Annotated in this window: 14 protein-coding genes; all 14 read right to left on the bottom strand. The window is 43.8% G+C overall.

Annotated features, from left to right (window positions below; translation table 11 throughout):
- Nucleotides 1–120: 120 nt before the first annotated feature.
- The 14 genes from ABZD21_RS02265 to pdxA all read right to left on the bottom strand — a co-directional run bounded on the left by ABZD21_RS02265 (nt 121) and on the right by pdxA (nt 20,780).
- Nucleotides 121–1,704 (bottom strand): RagB/SusD family nutrient uptake outer membrane protein, encoded by a 1,584-nt coding sequence (locus tag ABZD21_RS02265; RefSeq protein WP_372772582.1) that lies wholly within the window; start codon nt 1,702–1,704, stop codon nt 121–123.
- Between the two features lie 19 nt (nt 1,705–1,723).
- Entirely contained in the window at nt 1,724–5,038 is a 3,315-nt protein-coding gene (locus ABZD21_RS02260; RefSeq protein ID WP_372772580.1) for a TonB-dependent receptor, read from the bottom strand.
- An 87-nt stretch (nt 5,039–5,125) separates the two neighbouring features.
- A complete protein-coding gene (locus tag ABZD21_RS02255; RefSeq protein WP_372772578.1) occupies nt 5,126–6,304 on the bottom strand; it encodes a FecR family protein in 1,179 nt (392 codons plus the stop codon).
- 69 nt (nt 6,305–6,373) lie between these two features.
- Entirely contained in the window at nt 6,374–6,967 is a 594-nt protein-coding gene (locus ABZD21_RS02250) for an RNA polymerase sigma factor (RefSeq protein ID WP_372772576.1), read from the bottom strand.
- A gap of 98 nt (nt 6,968–7,065) precedes the next feature.
- A complete protein-coding gene (locus ABZD21_RS02245) occupies nt 7,066–8,418 on the bottom strand; it encodes a polysaccharide lyase family 1 protein (RefSeq protein WP_372772575.1) in 1,353 nt (450 codons plus the stop codon).
- A 19-nt stretch (nt 8,419–8,437) separates the two neighbouring features.
- A complete protein-coding gene (locus ABZD21_RS02240; protein WP_372772573.1) occupies nt 8,438–9,826 on the bottom strand; it encodes an alpha/beta hydrolase family protein in 1,389 nt (462 codons plus the stop codon).
- A gap of 96 nt (nt 9,827–9,922) precedes the next feature.
- Nucleotides 9,923–11,011, bottom strand: coding sequence for an exo-alpha-sialidase (locus tag ABZD21_RS02235; RefSeq protein ID WP_372772571.1), 1,089 nt, complete (start codon nt 11,009–11,011; stop codon nt 9,923–9,925).
- An 82-nt stretch (nt 11,012–11,093) separates the two neighbouring features.
- The gene (locus ABZD21_RS02230; RefSeq protein WP_372772570.1) at nt 11,094–12,659 is read right to left on the bottom strand and encodes a glycosyl hydrolase family 65 protein; all 1,566 of its coding nucleotides are present in this window, start codon (nt 12,657–12,659) and stop codon (nt 11,094–11,096) included.
- Between the two features lie 3 nt (nt 12,660–12,662).
- Nucleotides 12,663–14,507 carry an exo-alpha-sialidase gene (locus ABZD21_RS02225; RefSeq protein ID WP_372772569.1) on the bottom strand — a complete coding sequence of 615 codons (1,845 nt, stop codon included), beginning with the start codon at nt 14,505–14,507 and terminating at the stop codon, nt 12,663–12,665.
- Between the two features lie 89 nt (nt 14,508–14,596).
- Nucleotides 14,597–15,532 (bottom strand): glycoside hydrolase family 43 protein, encoded by a 936-nt coding sequence (locus ABZD21_RS02220; RefSeq protein WP_372772568.1) that lies wholly within the window; start codon nt 15,530–15,532, stop codon nt 14,597–14,599.
- A gap of 4 nt (nt 15,533–15,536) precedes the next feature.
- Nucleotides 15,537–16,928 (bottom strand): glycoside hydrolase family 140 protein, encoded by a 1,392-nt coding sequence (locus ABZD21_RS02215; protein WP_372772566.1) that lies wholly within the window; start codon nt 16,926–16,928, stop codon nt 15,537–15,539.
- Between the two features lie 21 nt (nt 16,929–16,949).
- Nucleotides 16,950–18,521 carry a sodium:solute symporter gene (locus ABZD21_RS02210; RefSeq protein ID WP_372772565.1) on the bottom strand — a complete coding sequence of 524 codons (1,572 nt, stop codon included), beginning with the start codon at nt 18,519–18,521 and terminating at the stop codon, nt 16,950–16,952.
- Nucleotides 18,522–18,580: 59 nt separating this feature from the next.
- Nucleotides 18,581–19,741: a four-carbon acid sugar kinase family protein gene (locus ABZD21_RS02205; RefSeq protein WP_372772564.1), complete on the bottom strand. Its 1,161-nt coding sequence runs from the start codon at nt 19,739–19,741 to the stop codon at nt 18,581–18,583.
- A 10-nt stretch (nt 19,742–19,751) separates the two neighbouring features.
- A complete protein-coding gene (pdxA, locus tag ABZD21_RS02200) occupies nt 19,752–20,780 on the bottom strand; it encodes a 4-hydroxythreonine-4-phosphate dehydrogenase PdxA (protein ID WP_372772562.1) in 1,029 nt (342 codons plus the stop codon).
- Between the last annotated feature and the right edge of the window lie 40 nt (nt 20,781–20,820).

Raw genomic sequence — 20,820 nt, 5'->3', positions numbered from 1 at the left:
GGTTGATAAATATTTTGAATGGAAACCGCTAATTTAATGATTTTTTCGGCTCTATCTCTATTTTAAATAAAAAAGATAGAGGCATAATTACCTCTATCTTTCATATTCAACGATCTACAGCTAATTGGAAACGTTATCAGGATTTTGAGTCAACTCAGGATTGGAATCCAGATCGTATTGTGGGATTTTAAACAAGAAGTTTTTTGAGGGGACAAACTCCAACGGAGCGTCAACATACATATAGATTCTCTGTTCATTTCCCTCGGCCACATGCTTCTTTACGTTTTCTCCGATACGGTCGGTTCGTAGTTCGTCAAAGAATAGAAGACCTTCTCCAACAAACTCCCAACCTCTTTCTCTAAAGATAGCGTCAGCGAACTCTTGTTTACTCAAGCCTGATGTTAAATCGGCCAAATTAGCTCTGTTCCGAACAGCATTAATGCTATTGTAGGCTGCTGTGGTTGGACCATTCAGTTGATTTTCAGCCTCAGCAAAGTCGAGCAAAACATCGGCATATCGGATAACATAAGTATTCGCTTGGGGCTTTTTCAAAGTAGCCGATGCATCCGTACGATCATAAAATTTCAAATTACCAGGCGAAGCTGTTTTCCAACCTCTCGAGCCAGGGTAGAATCCGTTATCCTCGGGCACAAACACCAAGGTATCTAATATGTGACTTGGATTCCCTTTCTCGGTTGTGTGAAACCGCGTCAAAAAGCTGCCTTCCTTGCGCGCATCTGTATCACTATAAGAAAGAAAATGGGAGATTGAGGGACCAAAGCGTCTGTACATATAACAGCCTAGAGTATATTCTGTAATATTTACACCAAACATAACATGGTTGTTATTGTATTCGTTGTCTACGCCGCCATACTGAAGTTCAAAGACTGATTCCATGCCATTCTTGTTTTCGGTATTCCACCAGTACCACAAATCTTTGAAGTCTGACTCCAGTCCATATTCCATCGATTGTATCACGGCACTGCTGTAGTCTTTCGACTTTTGGAAATAGCTATTTTCTGAAGTCATACTACCACGGGTAAGATAAATGTCGGCAAGTAGTGCCTGCGCTGCTCCTTTCGATGCTCGCCAAATATTATCCCCTGAATATTCGGATTTCTCAGGTAAATTTTGCTCTGCAAATTCCAAATCGGCAATGATATATTCGTATGTTTCATCCACTGTTTTTCGAGGAATATTAAGTCCTTCAAGTCCTGCAGTAAATGACTCCGGAATGGGGACGCCTCCATACATGCGCACTAAATTATAAAACGTAGCAGCCCGAAGAAATCTCGCCTCCGCAAAATATCTGGCTTTTATGGTTTCATCCATATCAATACCCTCACCCCGACCAAGCACCAGGTTTGCCCTATTAATAATATTGTAGGCATCGTCCCAGTTGGTGATAACCATTTTGTCAGCATTGTTGATGTCTGACCATACATTCCAAAGATGTACATTATCCTTCGCATAAGCAGGAGAGCCAAACTCAGTCATCACTTCCAAATACATGATGTATTTATAATATCCATTAAATCCCCGTTGATAGCCATCATAAACACCGGTTAAGGCAGTCTCAAGCTCATCTCCGGTTTTGTAATAGTTATTTGGCGAAAGAAAGGTATAGGGCACTTCGTCCAAGTCGGTACATTGTGTAAAAATCAGTACTGTACAACTTAAAATGATATATTTTATTAGTTTCATTGTTCTAACTATTTAAGATTTAAAATTTTGCACGAACTCCAAAGATCATGGTTTTTGCATACGGGAAATTTACGCTTCCGTTTTCAGGGTTATAACCACGGTGATTTGCAAAATTGAAGTAGTTTTGAGCGTTTACGTAAAAATTAAGTTCTTTTATCCAGTTTGCATTTTTTATCAGCGATGAAAAATCGTAGCTAACTTTGATGTTTTTTACGATAAAATATTTCCAATCTCCATTGGTTCTGTCAGACAAATAAACTTCCTGTGCACCTGCCCTTGGAAAATTACCTTTTGTATTTTCCGGACTCCACATCCTGCCGTATGCATGGTTAGTTGGCAGATAGTTCCTGTTTTGGATCTGATACTCACCAAACAGCATATAATTGTCATCTTCGTTTGAAGCGATTCCTGTTGCGCCTTGACCATAAATGTCCATTGTGAATTTTTTATAGGAAAGGCTTGTTGAAACGCCATAAAAGAAATCGGGCTCTGTTGAACCGATATTCACGTAGTCATCACTGTTAATCTTGTTGTCCGGTGTATTGTCAGCATACATTTCCTCTCCCATCTTGGCCGAAGACCGAATTTCCTGATAAGCAGCCAATTGCTCATCTGTTTGGATGATACCTGCAGATTCACGAGCCCAGACACTATTGACTGGTTCGCCAACAATTAAAAATCGGGCAATACCTGCCGTTGAAGATCCTAGATTAATCTTATCAACATCACCATATAGTTCAATCACTTCGTTTTTATTACTTGAAACATTGGTTGTTACATCCCATTTCAGGTCGGAATCGATGATACGCAGGTGTGCTGTTAATTCAAGTCCAATGTTTTTCACTTCTCCGATATTTTCCAACATACTTGAATAACCAGAAGTAGTCGGAATAGGAACATTGTAGAGTAAATCAGTTGTTTGCCTGGTGTAATAATCTAGATTAAAATCAAGTCTGTTCCAAAAACTTATATCCACCCCAACATTATATTGAATGTTACGTTCCCATTTTAAATCAGGATTACCAATGGTTTCAGCAAATCCTAAGATTGGAACTTCATCATATACATAATAGGCTGTACTTAGCGATGATAATGATTGATAATTTCCAATTTCCTGGTTCCCGGTAACACCATAGCTGGTTCTCAGTTTCAAAGTCGTAACCAATTCATTGTCTATCAGAAACGGTTCCTGATCAATTCGCCAGCCTAATCCAACTGACGGGAAAAAGCCCCATTTATTGTTCTCTCCAAAACGGGAAGAGCCATCATATCTTGCGGTCACTGTCAGCAGATATTTGTCGTCGTAAGAATAAGCGGCTCGCGTCGTCCATGATATTAATCGGTTGGAATACTTATCTGAGTTTGTAGAAATACTTTCCTTAGTTGCGTAAGAGATATTATTTGCACCGGTCGCATCGTTTTCAAATCCGGATCCACTTACGGCCAAATCTTCGTAAACATAGTCCTGCCATGAATAGACACCTGTGGCTGTCAACCGGTGTTTATCATTCCAAGTATTTGAATAGGTCAGGATGTTATCCGTCAAGCGACTGGTTTTTCTACGATAGGTTTGACCACCTGTTCCTGTACTGCCGGAACCAATCCCGGCAGTCGATTTTGATGTATAATATTCGTATCCTTTTTCGTTTGCTATATCAACCCCAAAATTTGTTTTGAAAGTGACATTCTTAACTGGGGTAAACAAAGCAAAAACATCTCCTAATACACGATCTGACGAAAGTTCATTTGTAACTTCCGATGCTTCTGAAACCGGATTCCATGTTCCTTCGAAATAGGAACTTATTGTTGGGTCTTCAGTCGCATAATACCAGCTTCCATCGGGATTCTTATCTGGAACTGTCGGCCATCCATAGCGGAAGATATTACCGGTTGGATTTTCACGTACATCGCGTTGTGAACGGCCTACCTGCAAATGTGTTCCAACAGTTAACCACGGCTTAAATTCGTGACTCAAATTTGTGCGGACAGTAAATTTCTCGAATCCTGATGCCTCAACCATGCCGTCCTGCGAAAAAAGATTACCTGATAACATGTAAGTTGTTTTATCCTTTCCTCCGCTAAACCCGATAGAATAGTTCTGTACTTTTGAGGAGTTGCGAATTACTTCATCCTGCCAGTCAACATCATAATCGGGAGCAGGATTAGCTGAAGAATACACCGGATTCCCATTTGAATAAGTATAAGCATCGTTAATGAAATTCAGGAAATCTGCGCGACCGAGCATATCAGGCACCCTTGCAGGAGTGGCGATTCCCAAAGAACCCGATACCTCTAGATTATTTTGTCCTTTGGAACCTTTTTTAGTAGTAATCAAAATAACTCCGTTTGCCCCCCTTGATCCATAAATGGCGGCGGAAGAAGCATCTTTCAAAATTTCCATTGATTCAATATCATTCGAACTAATGTCATTCAGATTATTATTCATCAACGGAAAACCATCGACCACGACCAGTGGTTCGTTTCCTGCACTTATCGAACCGCTACCCCGAATCCGTAATGTTGGCGAAGAACCTGGTGACGCATCAGTATTCATCACAGCAACACCTGAAGCTCGTCCCTGTAATGCTTGAATTGGGTTCGATCCTGAAACGGTCACCAAATCATCTGACGAAACCTGAGTTACAGAACCGGTTAAATCGCTCTTTTTCATGGTACCATAACCAATGGCGACTACCTCTTCAATCCCTATTGTTTCTTCAATAAGTTTTACCTCCAGGGAAGGTTGTCCATCAAAAACAATTTCTTGGTTAACCATTCCCACGAATGCAACAACCAACAAATCGCCATTACGAACATTACCGATCGAAAAGGCCCCATCGACATCGGTAACAGCACCGTTGCTGGTCCCCCTCACCACGATGGTTGCCCCGGGAATAGGATCGCCCGATGAGGTCGTCACTTTTCCGTTTACAGTCCGTGGTTGGCTACTGACACTGCGAATGACCTGCGCTTCACCCGAGCGGATAATGACCTGCCGGTCAAAAATCGTATATTTCAAATTCTGTCCTTTTAGGATCTCATCTAATACTTCTTCGATACTGGCATTTTCAAGGTCGATATTGACTTTCCTGGATTCATCCAATTCATTCAGATTATAGAGGAAGATAAAATCACTTTCGTTTTCAATTTGGTTCAGGATTTCTTTCACCGTTGAGTTTGAAAGCTTGAGATTTAGTTTGGTTGCTTGTGAATACGAATTGGCTACTGCCGTAATTACGAAACACAAAGAGATGAGCATGGTTAATTTCATGATTCTCCATAGTGGTTTAACACTTCCCCAATCAGGGAAGCCAGTTAATGACTTTTTTTTCATAAATTTGGTCTGTTTAGATATTACTAAATCTGCTGGTTTATAACGAACTGGCCTAAACCGGAGGATGTCCTACCATCATCCGGTTTTTTATTTCAGAACGAATTCACCGGCATTTACTTTTTCAATTTTTCCATCCGTTATTTTTTCGAGGTATTTAAAAACTTCGTTTAATTCGGTGTCCAGATTCATTTTACCGGTCAATAACCGGTTGCGTATCTGTTGATCAGGCAACTGAATGCTGATATTAAAATAGCGTTCAACCTGTTTCACGACAGCCTCGACAGGCTCATTGTTTAGTTGAACGATTCCTTTTTTCCACAAGGAATAGGCTACCGAGTCTCCTTTTGAAATGATAATCTTGTTTGATGAAGCATGTGTGACCGCTTGCTCATCCGGTTTCAACTCCTTCCAGCCGCTCAACAGCGAATGACCGGAACTGCGCAGGAATACCGTTCCTTCTTTCAGGAAGGTCGTTTGTTCTGCCAAATCAGGGTATGCCTCAACCCGAAAACTTGTCCCTAAAACTTTAATTTCAGTACTTGACGTGTTTACGTGAAAGGGATGCTGCGGATCTTTTGTGATATCAAAATAGGCCTCACCGGATAAATAGGCAGAACGATGATCGTCGGAAAAATTCTCAGGAATTAGAATCCGGCTACCGGCTTTCAGTTCAATTAAACTCTCATCATGAAGTCGAATCAGAGCCCTTTTGCCAAACGGCACAACAACCATATTCGAAGAATTCTCCCGTTCTGTTTCTGTTAGCTGAATTGTATCTGTACCAACAAGCAAGACACCCTTTTGAGAAAAATCAATCAGGGTTTTCGCATTACCGACTTCCTTTTTACTGCCATCGGCCAGATAAACCATGGTGTTTAGGGCGGCGCTTTTCACCAGCAGACTTTCCGGAATTGTCACGGGATAGTTTTCCTTCAATTGATTCATCGCCAGAATTCCTAAGGCAAAAAATAAGATTGCTACCGCAGCGTAAGGCAACGTTCTCCTGAAAACAAGAATTGTCCGTGATGCTTGTTTAAACGTATTGTATGACGTAATTTGTTTGTAAATGGTTGATTTTCGATCGGCAGAAATCGTTTTTTGATCTACGGCTAAAAGTTTCAGCTCTCCCCTTGCCTTCAGTAATCCTGCTTTTTCATCCGGATGCTCATTTAGATAGTTTAAAAAATAAGCTTCAGTTTCCGCATCCGGTTCCAAAGCCCAATTTACAAACTTTCGGTCTTCAATATAATCTTTCAGATTCGCCATGCTTGTGTTCGTCTTTACCCGATAATTGCAGGAAAGCGCTCAACGTGGACACAAAATAAAAGGAATGTTTTATGCTCTAAAGCACATGATGAAAAATTCAAGGTACTTTTCGGCCAAAATTTCTTTCAGTCGGCCAATGGTTCTGTATACTTGCTTTTTTACCGAATCAGGCTGAACGCCCATCATCTTTCCAATTTCTTTGTAGCCGAGATTGCTGTAAAATTTTAAGTATAGGATTTCCTGCGCAGCAGGACTTAAACTTAGAATGGATTCTTTAACCATCCTAATTCGCTCTGTATCACACCCTTCCGACTCGTCTGTTTCGACAACCAACTCCAGATTAAAGGAGTCTAACGGTTGACTCAATTCTTCCAGTCGATTTTGATAACGCAATTTCTGGTAGATGGTGAGTTTGAGCGATTTTAACAGGTAAAACTCCAATTGGTCTGTTTCCGACAGGTTTTCGCGATTGGTATACAGTTTCAAAAATAGTTCCTGGATGCAATCTTCGACCAACTCACTGTCTGGTGAAATCTTCGAGCCATACCAGTACAGGCGGTCGAAAAAGAAATCATAGATCTTCCGAAAAGACTCTTGATTGCCCATTTTAAACTGGTTCCATTCAATAGGCCAGTTCGAGGGATATTCCGATTTTTCCGCCATGATTAGCTTCTTAGTTTGAAACACTACAAATTAACATCTTCAGACCTACCCTTGCTATTCATGTCAATAGCTGTAACCCTATTCCCTTTTCGTGAAACCTAAAATCCTACGACTCCTGCAAGTTGACTCAAATAGACTTCTAAATTGGTAAAACCACTTTTTGTAAGAGCGGAGCTGTCATCCGGATTTTTCGGATCCAGACCTTTCGCCAGTTCCCAGCTATTCGGCATTCCATCTTCGTCGGTATCTTCCGGAGCAGGGGTGCTTTTCAGCTCGGGCCAACCTCCGGCTTCCTCTATTGTATTCACTATACCATTGCCAATTACTGCTAATTTTCCGGAAGCATTATCAATTATTTGCTGTTCTTTTGAGTCACGCCCCGGAACAGTCACTCCGGCATTGTCAAGGACCAATGAAAAAGCTTTTTCAGCGGACACATGCTTGGTTTCGAGCACAGGTAAAGGTTCTTTGAGCAAATTATTGTCGGCGTCGCAACCGTCTTCAAACTCAACACCAAATTCAATATTATTACGATTGACGTCCTGACTTCCGTGAATGACATTGCCCGCAATATACCATCTGCCATCAAAGCCGTATTTTTGGGCATTGTCTATTTTTACCAATCGTTTTTTCACGATGTCCTGTGTCGCAGGGCCCGGTTTATAATAATTCCCGGTGAAATTTAAGCTGATCGGCTTCCCATCGCAGGTACGGTTGCCATAGTTGAAAACCACATTGTTGCTAAAATCAACATTTTGAGTATGTTCCAAATGGTTTCCGCCAATGCTGGGATTCCGTCCAACTCCGGATGCAAACAGGTTAAACAGATAGGACGCTTTTTGTCCACCCAAAGAGGCTGTAAAACCATGGGCTCCTTTTTCGTGCACCGACTTATTTAACGGTTCGGCCACCAGACACCATTGTACCGTAATATTTTCAGTTCCGTGCCAGGTGTTTAAACACTCGTCGACTGTCCAATTAATGGTACAATGATCGACGATAACATTCTTGCTGTCGCGAACTTCAATGCCATCAATTTCACTGCCATTCAGCCCGGATGCTATGCCAGGGCGAACGCGAATAAAACGGACAATCACATCATGTGCGCCGGTAATGTGCAGCGGATAATCCTTCAGGCAAATACCATCACCCGGAGCTGTTTGCCCGGCTATTGTGATAAATGGATTGGTGATTGTCAGCATCGATTTCAAAGCAATATTTCCGGACACTTTGAAAACCACCGTTCGGGCACCTTCTGCTTCAACGGCAGCACGCAAACTACCAGGGCCGCTGTCGTTCAGGTTTGTAACAGCAATCACTTTGCCACCACGCCCACCTTGAGCATAAGCGCCATAGCCCATTGCTCCCGGAAAAGCCAGTTGCTGAGCAGCCAGCGTCATACTACTCAAACTAAGAACAGCCAGCAAGACATATTTCTGTAATGTTTTCATAGGATTAGTTTAGAGGTTCTTACTTAAACATCGCTTCCAATAGCTCAAAATTTCTCAGTGCACTGGCCGGCAATTCCTCACCATTGTCGCCAAATATTTTCAGATCATTCGGTTTTTCGATCGTAATTGCCGACTCATTCAACTGGCCGTCTTTACCGAATACTTTCGCTTTGTCCAGTTTCAATTCTTTTGCCATAAAATGATACATCGCAGCTCGTTTTGACGGGCCATAATCGTGTTTTTCGTTTGGCAGATGTACATTCTCAACAACCGCGGCGGGACCATAAAAGCTGTAAATTCGTTTCAAAAAAGGGAATTCCATTTCAGGAACATTGGCTGTCCAGTCGCCTCCATCCGAGACAATCAGTTGTGGTTTTGGTGCAAATAAACCAGCAATTTCAACATTGTTGGTTCCGCCTCCGCAAAGGTGGATGGGATTACCGCTTTCACAGGGACAACCACCGTAATGAATAGCAGACATCATCACCACCGGCACACTCACATCAATCCGGTCTTCGATCGCCGAAATCAACATCGTGTGGCTTCCACCCCCCGATCCGCCGGTAATTCCGACCCGATCCGAATCGGCATAATCAAAGCTCAAAAGGTAATCCAGCAAACGGATACTTGTCAGAACCTGAATCGTGTTTGCCAGACTTTTTTGGTGGTATTTTGATTCGAACTGAAGCGTCGATTCGCCCCAGCCAAACAGGTCGTAGTTGATGCTCATTGCCCCCATTCGGGCTAAACCGGCACAGCGACTCTGCATATCGGGGTTGTAACGGCCATCGCCAAAGTGTCCGTTTGGACACAAAACCACCGGAATTTTCCCTTTTATTTTTGCCGGACGATAGATCGATCCGCAAACGTAAACACCTGGCAAAATCTCCAACGCAATGTTCTGAATGGTATAACCTTCCATTTTGCGGGTTTTGCTCAAAATTGGTTTTGTACCAGGTGAGTCAGGCGCTTTATCGAGCCTAACTGCGGTTGACAAACATGCCTTTATCTCTGCTCTGCGAACTTCCCATTCTTCTTGCATACTGTATAAACCACTCAAATAACCGAGAAACTGTTGCGCCTCTTCCTCTGTGCGGCGATGATAGCGAAAACCTTCAATTTTAAATTTATTGGAAGCACCATCGGGCAAAGCGATTAAATCGAAAGGCGCTAAAACTTTATCCAACGTTTCCTCCAGTTCGGGACGGACTCTCCAGTCTGCATAGTCCAGCATTTTACCTTCGATGCTCTCGCCTGAAATCCGCAGTTCCACGTCGAAACGGGCTTCAACATCTTTTAAAACTTCAGCCAATGGTCTCTGGAATTTGTTGTCAGAATTCACCAACTGTGCATGTGTGCCCCACGCCAGCAAAACGATTCCGATGATTGTTAGTTTGATCTGTTTCATATCTTCGAAGATTTATAGATGTTTGATTTTAGGCGATGGACAGTGGCTTAGCAAGCGCATGTAACCTGAATGTTGCTGGTGATCTCCGACTACTTTTTACTCCGGCCACTGTTCGTAGACAATTTCTTCCGATTTCAACTTATTTGGATCAACGACTACATGTTTGATCCGCTCGCGGCGCCAGGTGTAGACTACATGTACCAAGCCATCCGATGTCTGGATCATGGCTGGGTACGAATACTGACTAATTTCGGAATCTTCCAAGACCAAAGCTGCTTCCCAATGTTTGCCATCTTTCGAAACAGCAATATTTAATGGCGTACGATGACCTTTTGGTGCATTAACCGGAGTTTTGACATGGTTATAAACAACCAACTGGCGACCATCTTTTAAACTTACAGCATCGATTCCAGAATTGTTGTTCGGTAATCCCGACGGTTGCATAAGTCCCCAGGTTTTTCCCTGATCTGTCGACCAGGCCGAAGCGATCACCGCATTGCGGGTACGAACCAGCGTTTGCATACGACCATCAGCATAAGTCAACAAAGATGGCTGAATAGCCTGATACATCTTACCATCATTAATGTAGTCACCCTTCTCCCAGGTTTTCCCTGCGTCGTTGGTAAACTCGAAATAGGTTCTCCAACCACCTTCGCCCTCCACACTTGTTGGACAAATTAGAGTTCCGTCAGCCAATAATTCGGGTTTATTTTTGATGGGACCAAGAATTCCTTCGGGCAGCTTTTCGGGAGCCGACCAGCTTTTACCGCCATCGGACGAACGCATCATCATGCCCCACCATGTCGAAGGGCTTGGTCCAATTTTGTAAAACAACAGCAAATCGCTGCCGGGCATTTGAAACAACACCGGGTTCCAGGTCGGATAACGCAGGGTATCGTTTTGCACACCGTTCGCTACCTCAACCGATTCGGTCCAACTTCCGTTTTCATAGCGGCTAACCCAAATACCAACATCGGGATGGCGTTCGCGGGTACCACCAAACCAGGCAGCAACCAATCCGCTTGCGGTTTCGGCAATTGTCGCCGAGTGGCAGGATGGGTAAGGTGCTTCGGTGTAGATAAACTCGTCAACTAGGATTCCGGTTTTCCAGTCGTTCCTTTTGGCTTCGACTTGAAATTGGAAAGCCCCAATTAGCAGAAGCGTGAAAATTATAATTCGTTTCATGTTTTCTATCTTAGTAATTAAATGGTCATGGATAGTCACCAGGCTGCCATTCGTCGCCACTGAAAACTGCGACTGAATACATTTACAGCTTTACCGTCAGCTTTCCTAAGTCGGCACGACGAGCCACTTCTTTCCCATCAACTAGCAGGTACAGCCCTTTTCCCTTTTTATATTTCTCACCGGTTTTGTCCCACACAATAGAAATTGCTTTACCATGGTAAAGTACTTTGTCCAGACAAAACCAATCCCACTTACCTTCCGGAACCAAGGGATTCACTTCAAGCACTTCATCGCCACGGGGACGCAAGCCCACCAGGCCGGAAATAACCAGATCGTTAAAAGTTGAATGATTATAATAGCGGCTGCGTTCCTGGTCTCCTTTCAGCCAAAATCCGGTGACTTCGTCCAGGTATTCGCCCACGTAAGGGCGGCCACGGTAGTATTGCGACTCGACATACAATTCCATTTGGCGGAAATATGTGCTGTCGGTGACCACTTTCTGCTGGTAGTTGTTCAGCAAGTTGGCCAAACCGGTGAGGGTTTGAGCTGTGGCAAAAGGCCAGATCGCACCGTCCCACTCACACTTACAACACCCGTGGCTTCTGAAATCGGGGTGACGACGTTCGGCAGTCGTTAATCCGAAAGGGGCTGAAAAGCCATTATTGTCATCAATTTGTTGCCAGGCAACCGACTGCTCAGTTGTTGGAATATTGAAATACCAGGGAATGAAGCCGATCTGTTCACGAACTTTTGCGAACCCTCCATCCTGCTTTACGGTTTCGAAAAACTCATCCTCGGTATCCCACATATTGGCATCAATCAGTTCCTTCAAGGTATCTGCTTTTGCCGTGTATAATTTCGCCTTCTGCTCATCGCCTTTCAGCGTGGCAATTTCAGAAAGCGCCGCTGCATTTCCGTACATGTAACTGTTTATCGTCGGACGCATGTTTTTAACGCGCCGTCCGCCACTGATTTGTTCTTCCATGCCGTCACGCACATCATAGCTCCAGAACAAGCCATTTGTCAATCGGTTTTCGTTCTCCCAGTTTTGGTAATCGGCTGTCAGATCAGGTAACATGTCAACCAAATAATTCTTATCGCCGTTCACATAATAGCTATTCAACAACGCAAACGGAGTCCAACTGCTGAATTTTTGCAGCTTGCTCATTGGTTTCCCATCGTTTCCACGGTACCACACATGTATGTATTGCTGAATGTATTCAGGATTATGCAACCAACGACCTTCCATGACATGGTGCCCAATTGCACAAGCAATGAGGTTGTACTTGTCAGCATACGGACGGTCAACTAAAAACTCGGTTATCCCCCAACCCACCGGCGTTTCTTTAATATGTTTGCGGAATGTCCACCAACGGTAATAGTATATTTCCTCGAAATTATCCTGCGGACATTCGAACAATGGAATATTACTTTTCAGCCACTCCCACGATTGCGAATTGGGAATGGCAAACGACAGGTTTTCATCTTCCATGCGATTGAAATAATCCACATAGTGTTTGAAATCGTCGGCTTTCAACACGCTTTTATCTTTCGTTTTATTTGCAGCAAAGGCAATTCCCTGGCTAAAAAATGCCAGGGAAACCGCACTAACTATGATGAATGAAAAAACTATCCTGCTGATTTTCATGGGTTATAATTCTTTTGTCGTTATGGAATAAATTGAAAAACGAGCCAGCTTCACCGGTTTTCCATCTTGCTTCAGGTCGTAATCCTGATCGGTAGGCGTATCCACATCGGGAAAACGACGAACGTCGCCGGTGCGGAAAGTTACACGTTCCACCGCATGAACCGGTGCAAAACAAAGTCCTGTTGATTTCTTCTCACCATCGATAAATACATGGTAGAAACGGTTTCCTGCGGTTAGCTCAATACGGATATCGTACTCTTTTCCGGCCTCATAATTCACGATATTTTTCATGCGATAGCCATTTTTCTGTTGCAATTGTCCGTCAGCATTGAAGCACAGGCGGAGAGCTGCAGTTCCTTTTTCGTCCACCAATTCAACATCCAACCGTCCGTGGTCGTTTTGTGCAGGCTTCACCTTAAACGAAACAGATACACTTTCGGCTCTTGGAAACAGCCTTTCCGCTTTGGCGTAATCAAACTCATCCTGATCATTCAACACCAGGCATCGCGTTCCGTTAGTATCTTTCTCAATTGCAACACGAGCCCAAACCGGACTATAAATGTTCCAGCTATCCAATTCCTGGCCAGCTTCCATCTGGTTGAAAACGTCATTCACATCGGTCGTTTCCTTATAGAGAACAGGAATGGGGATTTTCGAAATCCAAATATCCTCTTTATTCATGCTGTAAGTAACCCACATGTTTCCATCAGCAGGCTTTCCGTTTCCTTCCAAAATTCCCCTTACATACTGAGGTCCGTACGATTTATAGTTTCCACCATAACGCATGGGCGAAACTTCACCATTTACCAGCAACAGTTTTTTGTACTCCAAACCATCATCACTTACCGAAAGTGCCAATGGCCAGCGGAAGTCTGAAGGGTTGTAAACCGTGGCATAACGACCATCAGTTGTGCGTTGTCCCCAGATTTTAGCATTGCTGTTTACGAAACCCGAAGCACGAACAGGTTGTGTCCAGCTTTTTCCTTCGTCCTCGCTGATTGCCGTCAGGGCATGCTTCCAAAGGCCAACGACCTTGCCATCTGGCAAATGGTAAAAATTGAATGCTTTATACTCTCCTTTCAGCGAGATCAACGGATCATCCCGATCAGCCTCTTCATTCCATCCCTGAACCACCAATGGGGTACCAAGCAACTCATCACAGGCTTTCACAAAACCTTTGTCCTTGCTTTTTGTATAGAAAGGTAAACTTGTATTCTTTGCATTCCAACCATGGTTGTAACGAATAAAGTAAATTGGCCCCCAGCTCCCGTCGGCATAAATTTCGCGAACAACACGCCCAATGCCATTTCCGTCATTCGGACTGTCTTTCTCATTCAGCGAAATGGCGATATAAGCAAGAACCAACAGGCGGTTATCTTTGCTAACAAAAAACCCCATCCGTTGATGATTGATCGATTCCACGTTTCGGGCAACAGCTGTATCGCCTTCTTTAGAAAACCCATCGGGAATTTTGTAAGGAGGAAAAACAATTTCGGGCTTGGTCCAGACGTAGCCGTCGCGCGAAGTTTGAAGCATCGTTGCTCCGGGTGGAATATGCTCGCCAACCGGATCGTTTAGATATTCCAAAAAGAAGGTGTTGTTCCAGTACGCCAGGTTTGGCGCATGGTTGTATGTCCAGCCCAAATCTTCGGCTAGTTCCGGATGTTCGCGGTTTGCCCTAAAGGTTTGAATATTGTGCACCCCCATGGCCGGTGACAACTGGCCATGATGATAGTCGGGATTATTTAACGTTTCTCCGGTGTAGTGCGGCAATTCCTGCGCCTGCGAAAGGCCGAACGATGCCGTCGCCAGAAAAACCAGGCTGATTAATTTCGTTCTTAAATTCATGTTTCTGTTCATTTATCTAATTGCAATCAAAAGAAGAATCGAATCCGGGTACGTCAAAAATCAGGACCGGATTCGGTTCTTTTCACCAACTAATTTTCAGTTTTCAATTTGGCTTGTTTCAGCAGCGCATCAACAACCGAATGTTTCGCTTTAAAAATTGTGCCATGTTTGTGCCCTTCAGGTAATGAAACCTGATCGGTAATGTCTTCGAAAGATTTGAAATCGCTGGTTCGGGCGCATCCATAGTTCATTTCGCCGTAGGAGTCGTAGTAAATCAGGTAATCTTCGCCAACTTTCAGCACGGTCGGCCCTTCGGATTTGAACGGCGTAAATGGCTCGGAAATGTCAGTCCAGGGTCCTAACGGCGTTTCGCCGAAAGCCACTTCGATGTTTCGCATCGGCCGGGTATTGTCCTTCAACACCAACACATAATCCTTCGCTCCACGCTTTACGATCACACAATCGATCACACTAAATCCGGGATCAAGAAACAACTTTGTATCAGTGAAGCTTTTAAAATCCTTGGTGGTGGTATAATACATCCGATGGTTGTTCCTTTCCTCTTCCTCCCCTTTTTCAAATTTGAACGGAATTGTAGAAGCCCAAATAATGATAAAACGGTCGGCTTCATCATCGTAAAAAAGCTCGGGGGCCCATACGTTCACCGTTGAAGTATCGGTCATAACGGGGATTAATTGCTCATCACTCCAGTTAATCAAATCTTTCGAACTGGCATACCCGAAGCCCAAATCACCGCGCCACGAAGAAGTCCATACCATATGAAAAGTTCCGTCGGGACCTTGCACCACCGAGGGGTCACGCATTACTTTTTGCTGGCCCACTTCGGGCTTCAGCCATGGGCCGCCCAAATCGTTCCAATGATAACCATCCTCACTATAGGCTAAAAACAACCCTTTGTCAGCCGGTTCGCGAAACGTGCTGAATACGTATATTTCTTTTTCCTTCGAGCAGGAAATCAACGTCGCCAACAGAGCTACCAGGAGTAATATTTTGTTTCTCATCATCAATCTACTTTACAGTATCCAGTACCAGCACATAATCGTGGCCATCGCCTGCATCTCCGGGAGGATCGAACGATTGAACACCAGTATTCTCGAACTCACCAATCTCTGAATATTGGCCATTGCGTGGATCAAACCAGCTGGCTTTCACTTTTGCGCCGGCAATTTTCCCCATCTGAACCGGAATATCGCGGCCATTGTAGGTGTAAATGAACGCATAGTTATTACCACGAGTCGCGATCAGAAAATCGTACTTCTCCCCATTCTCGCCGGTAATCAAACTTTGATCCGGAACGCGTTCAAAATACGGACGCGACAACATCAATTCTTTTAAATACTGCATTTGCCGGGCTCCCGGGTCGTTAATTGCCTCCGTCCAATATTCTTTTGCACCATATGCAGCAGCCTTGTCACCCGGCTGATAAAATTGCATGACAGCGTTACTTCCGTATGTGTATCCAAACGCTCCGGCAAAAACCGACCAGTAGGCGTAGCGGCGCATATCGGCATCGTTCCAGAAAGGCTGCAACGTATCGTGCAATCCTTGTGGAATTCCCTCGTAGGAAGGTTCTCCGTCAATGGTTGGACGAATTGGTGTCAAATCCCAGTCCTCAACAATGTAACGCCAGTTGTCCTGTCCGTAAGCACGTTCTGTATCATCCTGATCGTAACGCCGGTGACCGGATTGAATCATATTGAAATCCATCCAGGATTGATCGAGAAACCAGTCGTTTGACTGCATTCGACCACGCGGGTGGAAGGTAATCAGGTGATTAGGATCGTTATCACTGAGGGCATTTCCCAAAATATTCCAAGTTGCAATTGAGTCACTTCCCATCACATCGCCGCCATTCAGCCAAATAATATTCTTACGATCCTTGTATCGCCCGGCAATCCATTTTCCATATACAGCAGCTTCCTCGCGCGACACACCACCACCTTTCACATTGTTTCCCCATACCGGAACCAATGCCATGTACAAGCCTTTTTCAGCGGCCAAGTCAATCGCATAGTCCATGTTGTCCCAGTAATCGTATTGAACTGAATCGTTGAAATCATTTCCTTCTGTAACATTCGGAGTCGCCACGCTGTTGTTCACCAAGGCAGAATCACCAAATACATTTACCGCCCCCAAACCGTGAAGCACCATCGCCTGAATAACATTGTATCCCTGATTTTTTCTTGTTTCAAGGTATTTTTCGGTTTCGGCTCTGTTAAGTTTGGTGAACATCAACCAGCCGGTATCTCCAAGCCAGAAAAACGGTTTTCCATCCTCTGTCTCAAAGTAGCGTCCGTTTTCAGATATTTTCAAGAGACTGAGACCTTCCTCCTTTTTAACTTCCGGCTTACAGGACGCCAAAAACAGAATGGACAAACTTAAAATGAATAGATTTTTCATGGAAAATAGTTTTATTCGGTTTTATGCTTTGTTTAATTGTTTCATACGTGCTTTCCAACCTTTCCAGGTCAGAGTTGTGTCGGTTGGGTTGCCCTGGTAAAAAAAGCTACCGATGTATCCGAAAAAAACCAATAACACATGACTGTAAACACCAATCATGTATTTATGATGCGGATAATTCAAACTTCCCATGTCGACCAATATCGATTCATGACCTTCCAAACCGATCGGTGTTGAAGTAAGCACGGCCCAGCCAGTGAAAATAACGCTGGCTCCAATTCCCCAATACAAGCCTTGTTTATTTGCTCTGGAGCTGAATATTCCCAGCAAGAACATGCCGGCAATACCACCTGAAAAAATCGCATATAGGGTGAAGATAATTCCCAATACCCCTTCGCTTCCGGCCTGTACATAAAATAGTGCCACGGCGATGGCTCCCAAACCAGCCAGAACAATGAAAATACGCCCCATCATCAATTGTTGCTTGTCCGTACTATTTGGACGAATGCGTTTGTAATAATCTTCCATTAAAATGGCAGAAAGACAGTTCAAATCCGAGTCGAGGCTGGAAATAGCAGCAGCCATCAGGGCCGACAAAATCAATCCAACCACACCAACAGGTAGTTTTGTTAAAATGAAATATGGAAAAACGGCATCGGCTTCAATATCGGCAGGCAGGGCATCACCTGTAATCTGGTAATAAGAGAACAGGGCAGTCCCGATAAACATGAACATAGCCCAGACCGGAACACTTAGCAATACACCAATCAGTGAAGCACGAATCGCTGCCTTATCAGTTTTTGCCGTCAAATAACGTTGCACAATTGTTTGATCCGTTCCATATTTTTGGATGGCATAAAAAACACCATTCAAAGCCATTACTATAAAGGTGAGGTTCACAAAGTCCCAATCGAACGGTCCGAAGCCAATACGGCCATTTTCCATTGCAACATTCCACACCGCAACCGGCCCTCCTTCGGGAGTAAACAACAAAATCCCCAAAGCGATGATCCCACCAATAATCAGTAAAAATCCCTGGATCACATCCAGCCAAATTACGGCTTCGATTCCACCCATCATGGTCAGAATAATTACAGCAGCACCGATAATCCAGATAATTGTAGTTGTGTCAAGACCAATCATTTTACTTAACGCCAGCGAGATCAGAAAGAATACCGTTCCCATTTTGGAAAAGTGGGTCAAAATAAAACTTATTGAGGTGTAGAAGCGGGCAAAAAAACCAAAGCGCTTTTCAAAATATTCATACGTACTTAGCTGAATAACATGCCGAAACAAAGGCACAACAAAGCCAACAATGGCAACCAGAACAATGGGCACCATCAGCCCCTGAACTAATCTAATCCAATTCGACGTGAAGCCTTCACCCGGATAGGCCAAAAAGGTGATACTACTTATAAGGGTAGCCAAGATGGAAATACCGATAGCCCACGATGGAATAGAGCCGGCGGCTTTAAAATAATTGTCGGTGTCTTTTTGATTCGTCGAAAACCAAAAGCCAACCCCCAGGGAGACGACTAAGGTTAAAAACATGATTAAATAATCGACGAAATGTATGCTTGGAAGTGGATTCATTTAGTTTGATTTGATTTTGGTTTATTTTGGTTTGTTCGAATGATTTCGTTCAGTTTGTTTTAATTGCTGTCCGGAATAACGCAATCAGGCCAGCTGTAACTTCCGGGTTTGGTTATCAGGTTTAGGCCTGGGTAAGCTTCAACCTTCATCTGGATAATTCCGTAATCGAGTTCCCGAACCGGAGTTAAATGGGAGATATTCAGATTTCGCATAATTTGAGAGGCTGTTGCCCCGCCTTCAATATAGAGTTCGTTGATTTCGGCAAGTTGAAAAACTTTTTTAACCAGCAGGCCTATTTCTTGCCGAACCAGTTCCGGTGAAATTTCAACCCCGGGGGAATCGGAAAAAATGGTTGTCACCACCACTTTGCGGTCTTGATTCAGCCATCCGGCAATATTTTCAGCCATCTCATCAATGTCGCCCTTCCTGTGCCCCCAATCTTGAAAGTACTCTTCCGATAGATTAATAAATGCCATTCCGCCAGTCTTCAATCTAGTAATAAATTCTACAGTCTTTGGAAATGTACTTCCAAAAATAAATAATGCTTTCTGACCATCGGCTATCTGCAGAGACCCTCTCCGAATTTTAGGTGCAAATTCCAGATTCAAAACAGCTTCAAAAAAACCGGCTCCGCCACCGAATACCGATTGATCATCGATTCGTTTGGCCCAATTTTTAAGATCAGTATCCGACAGCACATTGCCGACTATAAATCCCGATTCAGGCAATTCTTCAGTTACATTCAGACAATTGATTAACGAAGGGTCATTTCCAATTATATCAGCGACCTTACTTGACGTCAGAGGAAACTCAGGATCGTTGGCAAACGAGGTTTCTGCCAGAGAAACTTCCTCCACGTAGTAAATTCCGTCTTTAATAATCCGGTTGAAATGAGGATTGGCAGGGATTACAATCACCCGCTTCTTTCCTTCAACCTCCTGTTGGCTAATCAGTTCTTCATAAATATTTCCACGTAAAACAGAATCCAATTTTTTATAAATGAAGCGTGGCTTCAACTTAAGCAACTGACTGGTCAGTGTCTTTATTTTTTCTTTCGCCTTCTCCACCTCCATCGAACGGGTGTCAGAGACAATCACCAGCAAATCGGGATTTCCAGTGCCGCTAACCATTGTTTCAATCAGCACTTTTAAGCCCCTTTGCAGGCCAACACCTCCAATTTCGGCAGCTCCGGTAAAATCATCTGCAATAACTGCTATCATCGTCCGCTTATTATTGGTTTTGATAAAGTTTAATGGCATAATCAATGGCAAAAACCAACGCATCGGCACTGGCGATACCTTTCCCTGCAATTTCGAAAGCCGTGCCATGATCAACGGAGGTACGGATAATCGGCAATCCCAGGGTGATATTCACTCCTTTCACACTTTTCATCGCCTGCTTTTTTTCGTCCCAAATAAAGCCTACCAGTTTGAATGGGATATGCCCCTGGTCGTGGTACATGGCCACACAACCATCAAAACTTCCGCCATTGGCCAACGCAAAAAGTGTATCCGGCGGATATGGTCCGGCTACGGTAATCCCCAACTGCTTCGCTTCATTGATCGCCGGTAAAATTTCTTCGGTTTCCTCAGTACCAAACAAGCCGCCGTCGCCTGCATGCGGATTTAATCCGGCAACACCGATCCGGGGATTCTGAATTCCAACGCGTTTCAACGCATCATTGGTCAGACGAATCACATCAAACACGCGTTGTTTTTTAACCAAATCGCAGGCCTGACGCAACGAAACATGGGTGCTGACGTGCGTGACTTTAATCTTTTCGTCGGCCAGCAGCATGGTGTATTTTTCGGTATTAGTGAAATGCGCGTAAATTTCAGTATGGCCCGAAAAATGATGGCCGGCCAAGTTTATGGCTTCTTTGTGAATCGGACCGGTCACCGTTCCGTCAACTTCACCATTCATCGCTAATTCAATCGCTTTTCGCACGGCTTTGAAAGCGAGATCTCCAGCCTCGGCTGATACTTTACCATGATTGATCTTACTTAAATCAGCCGGAATATCGTAAATATCGATGGTGCCAAAAGTCAATTTAGCCTCATTTACCTCTTTTATCGGATTGATTTTCAGATCCACCCCGGTTAACTTGATGGCCTCTTCCATTACCGCCACATTACCTATCAACAGCGGGCTACATTTTTCAAAAACAGCGGGATCGGCAAAAGCTTTCGCAGCAATCTCAGGACCGATTCCGGCCGGATCGCCCATGGTTATTGCCAATATGATATTATCTTTTTTCATCTTTTCAAATTAGGTATATGCAACTCTATAATCTCATTTC

The organism is Mangrovibacterium sp., from assembly GCF_041596335.1.
In the GTDB taxonomy this organism is placed as follows: Bacteria; Bacteroidota; Bacteroidia; order Bacteroidales; family Prolixibacteraceae; genus Mangrovibacterium.
The sequence above is the reverse complement of the archived record's forward strand: the minus strand, read 5'-3'. Positions and strand labels throughout refer to the sequence as shown.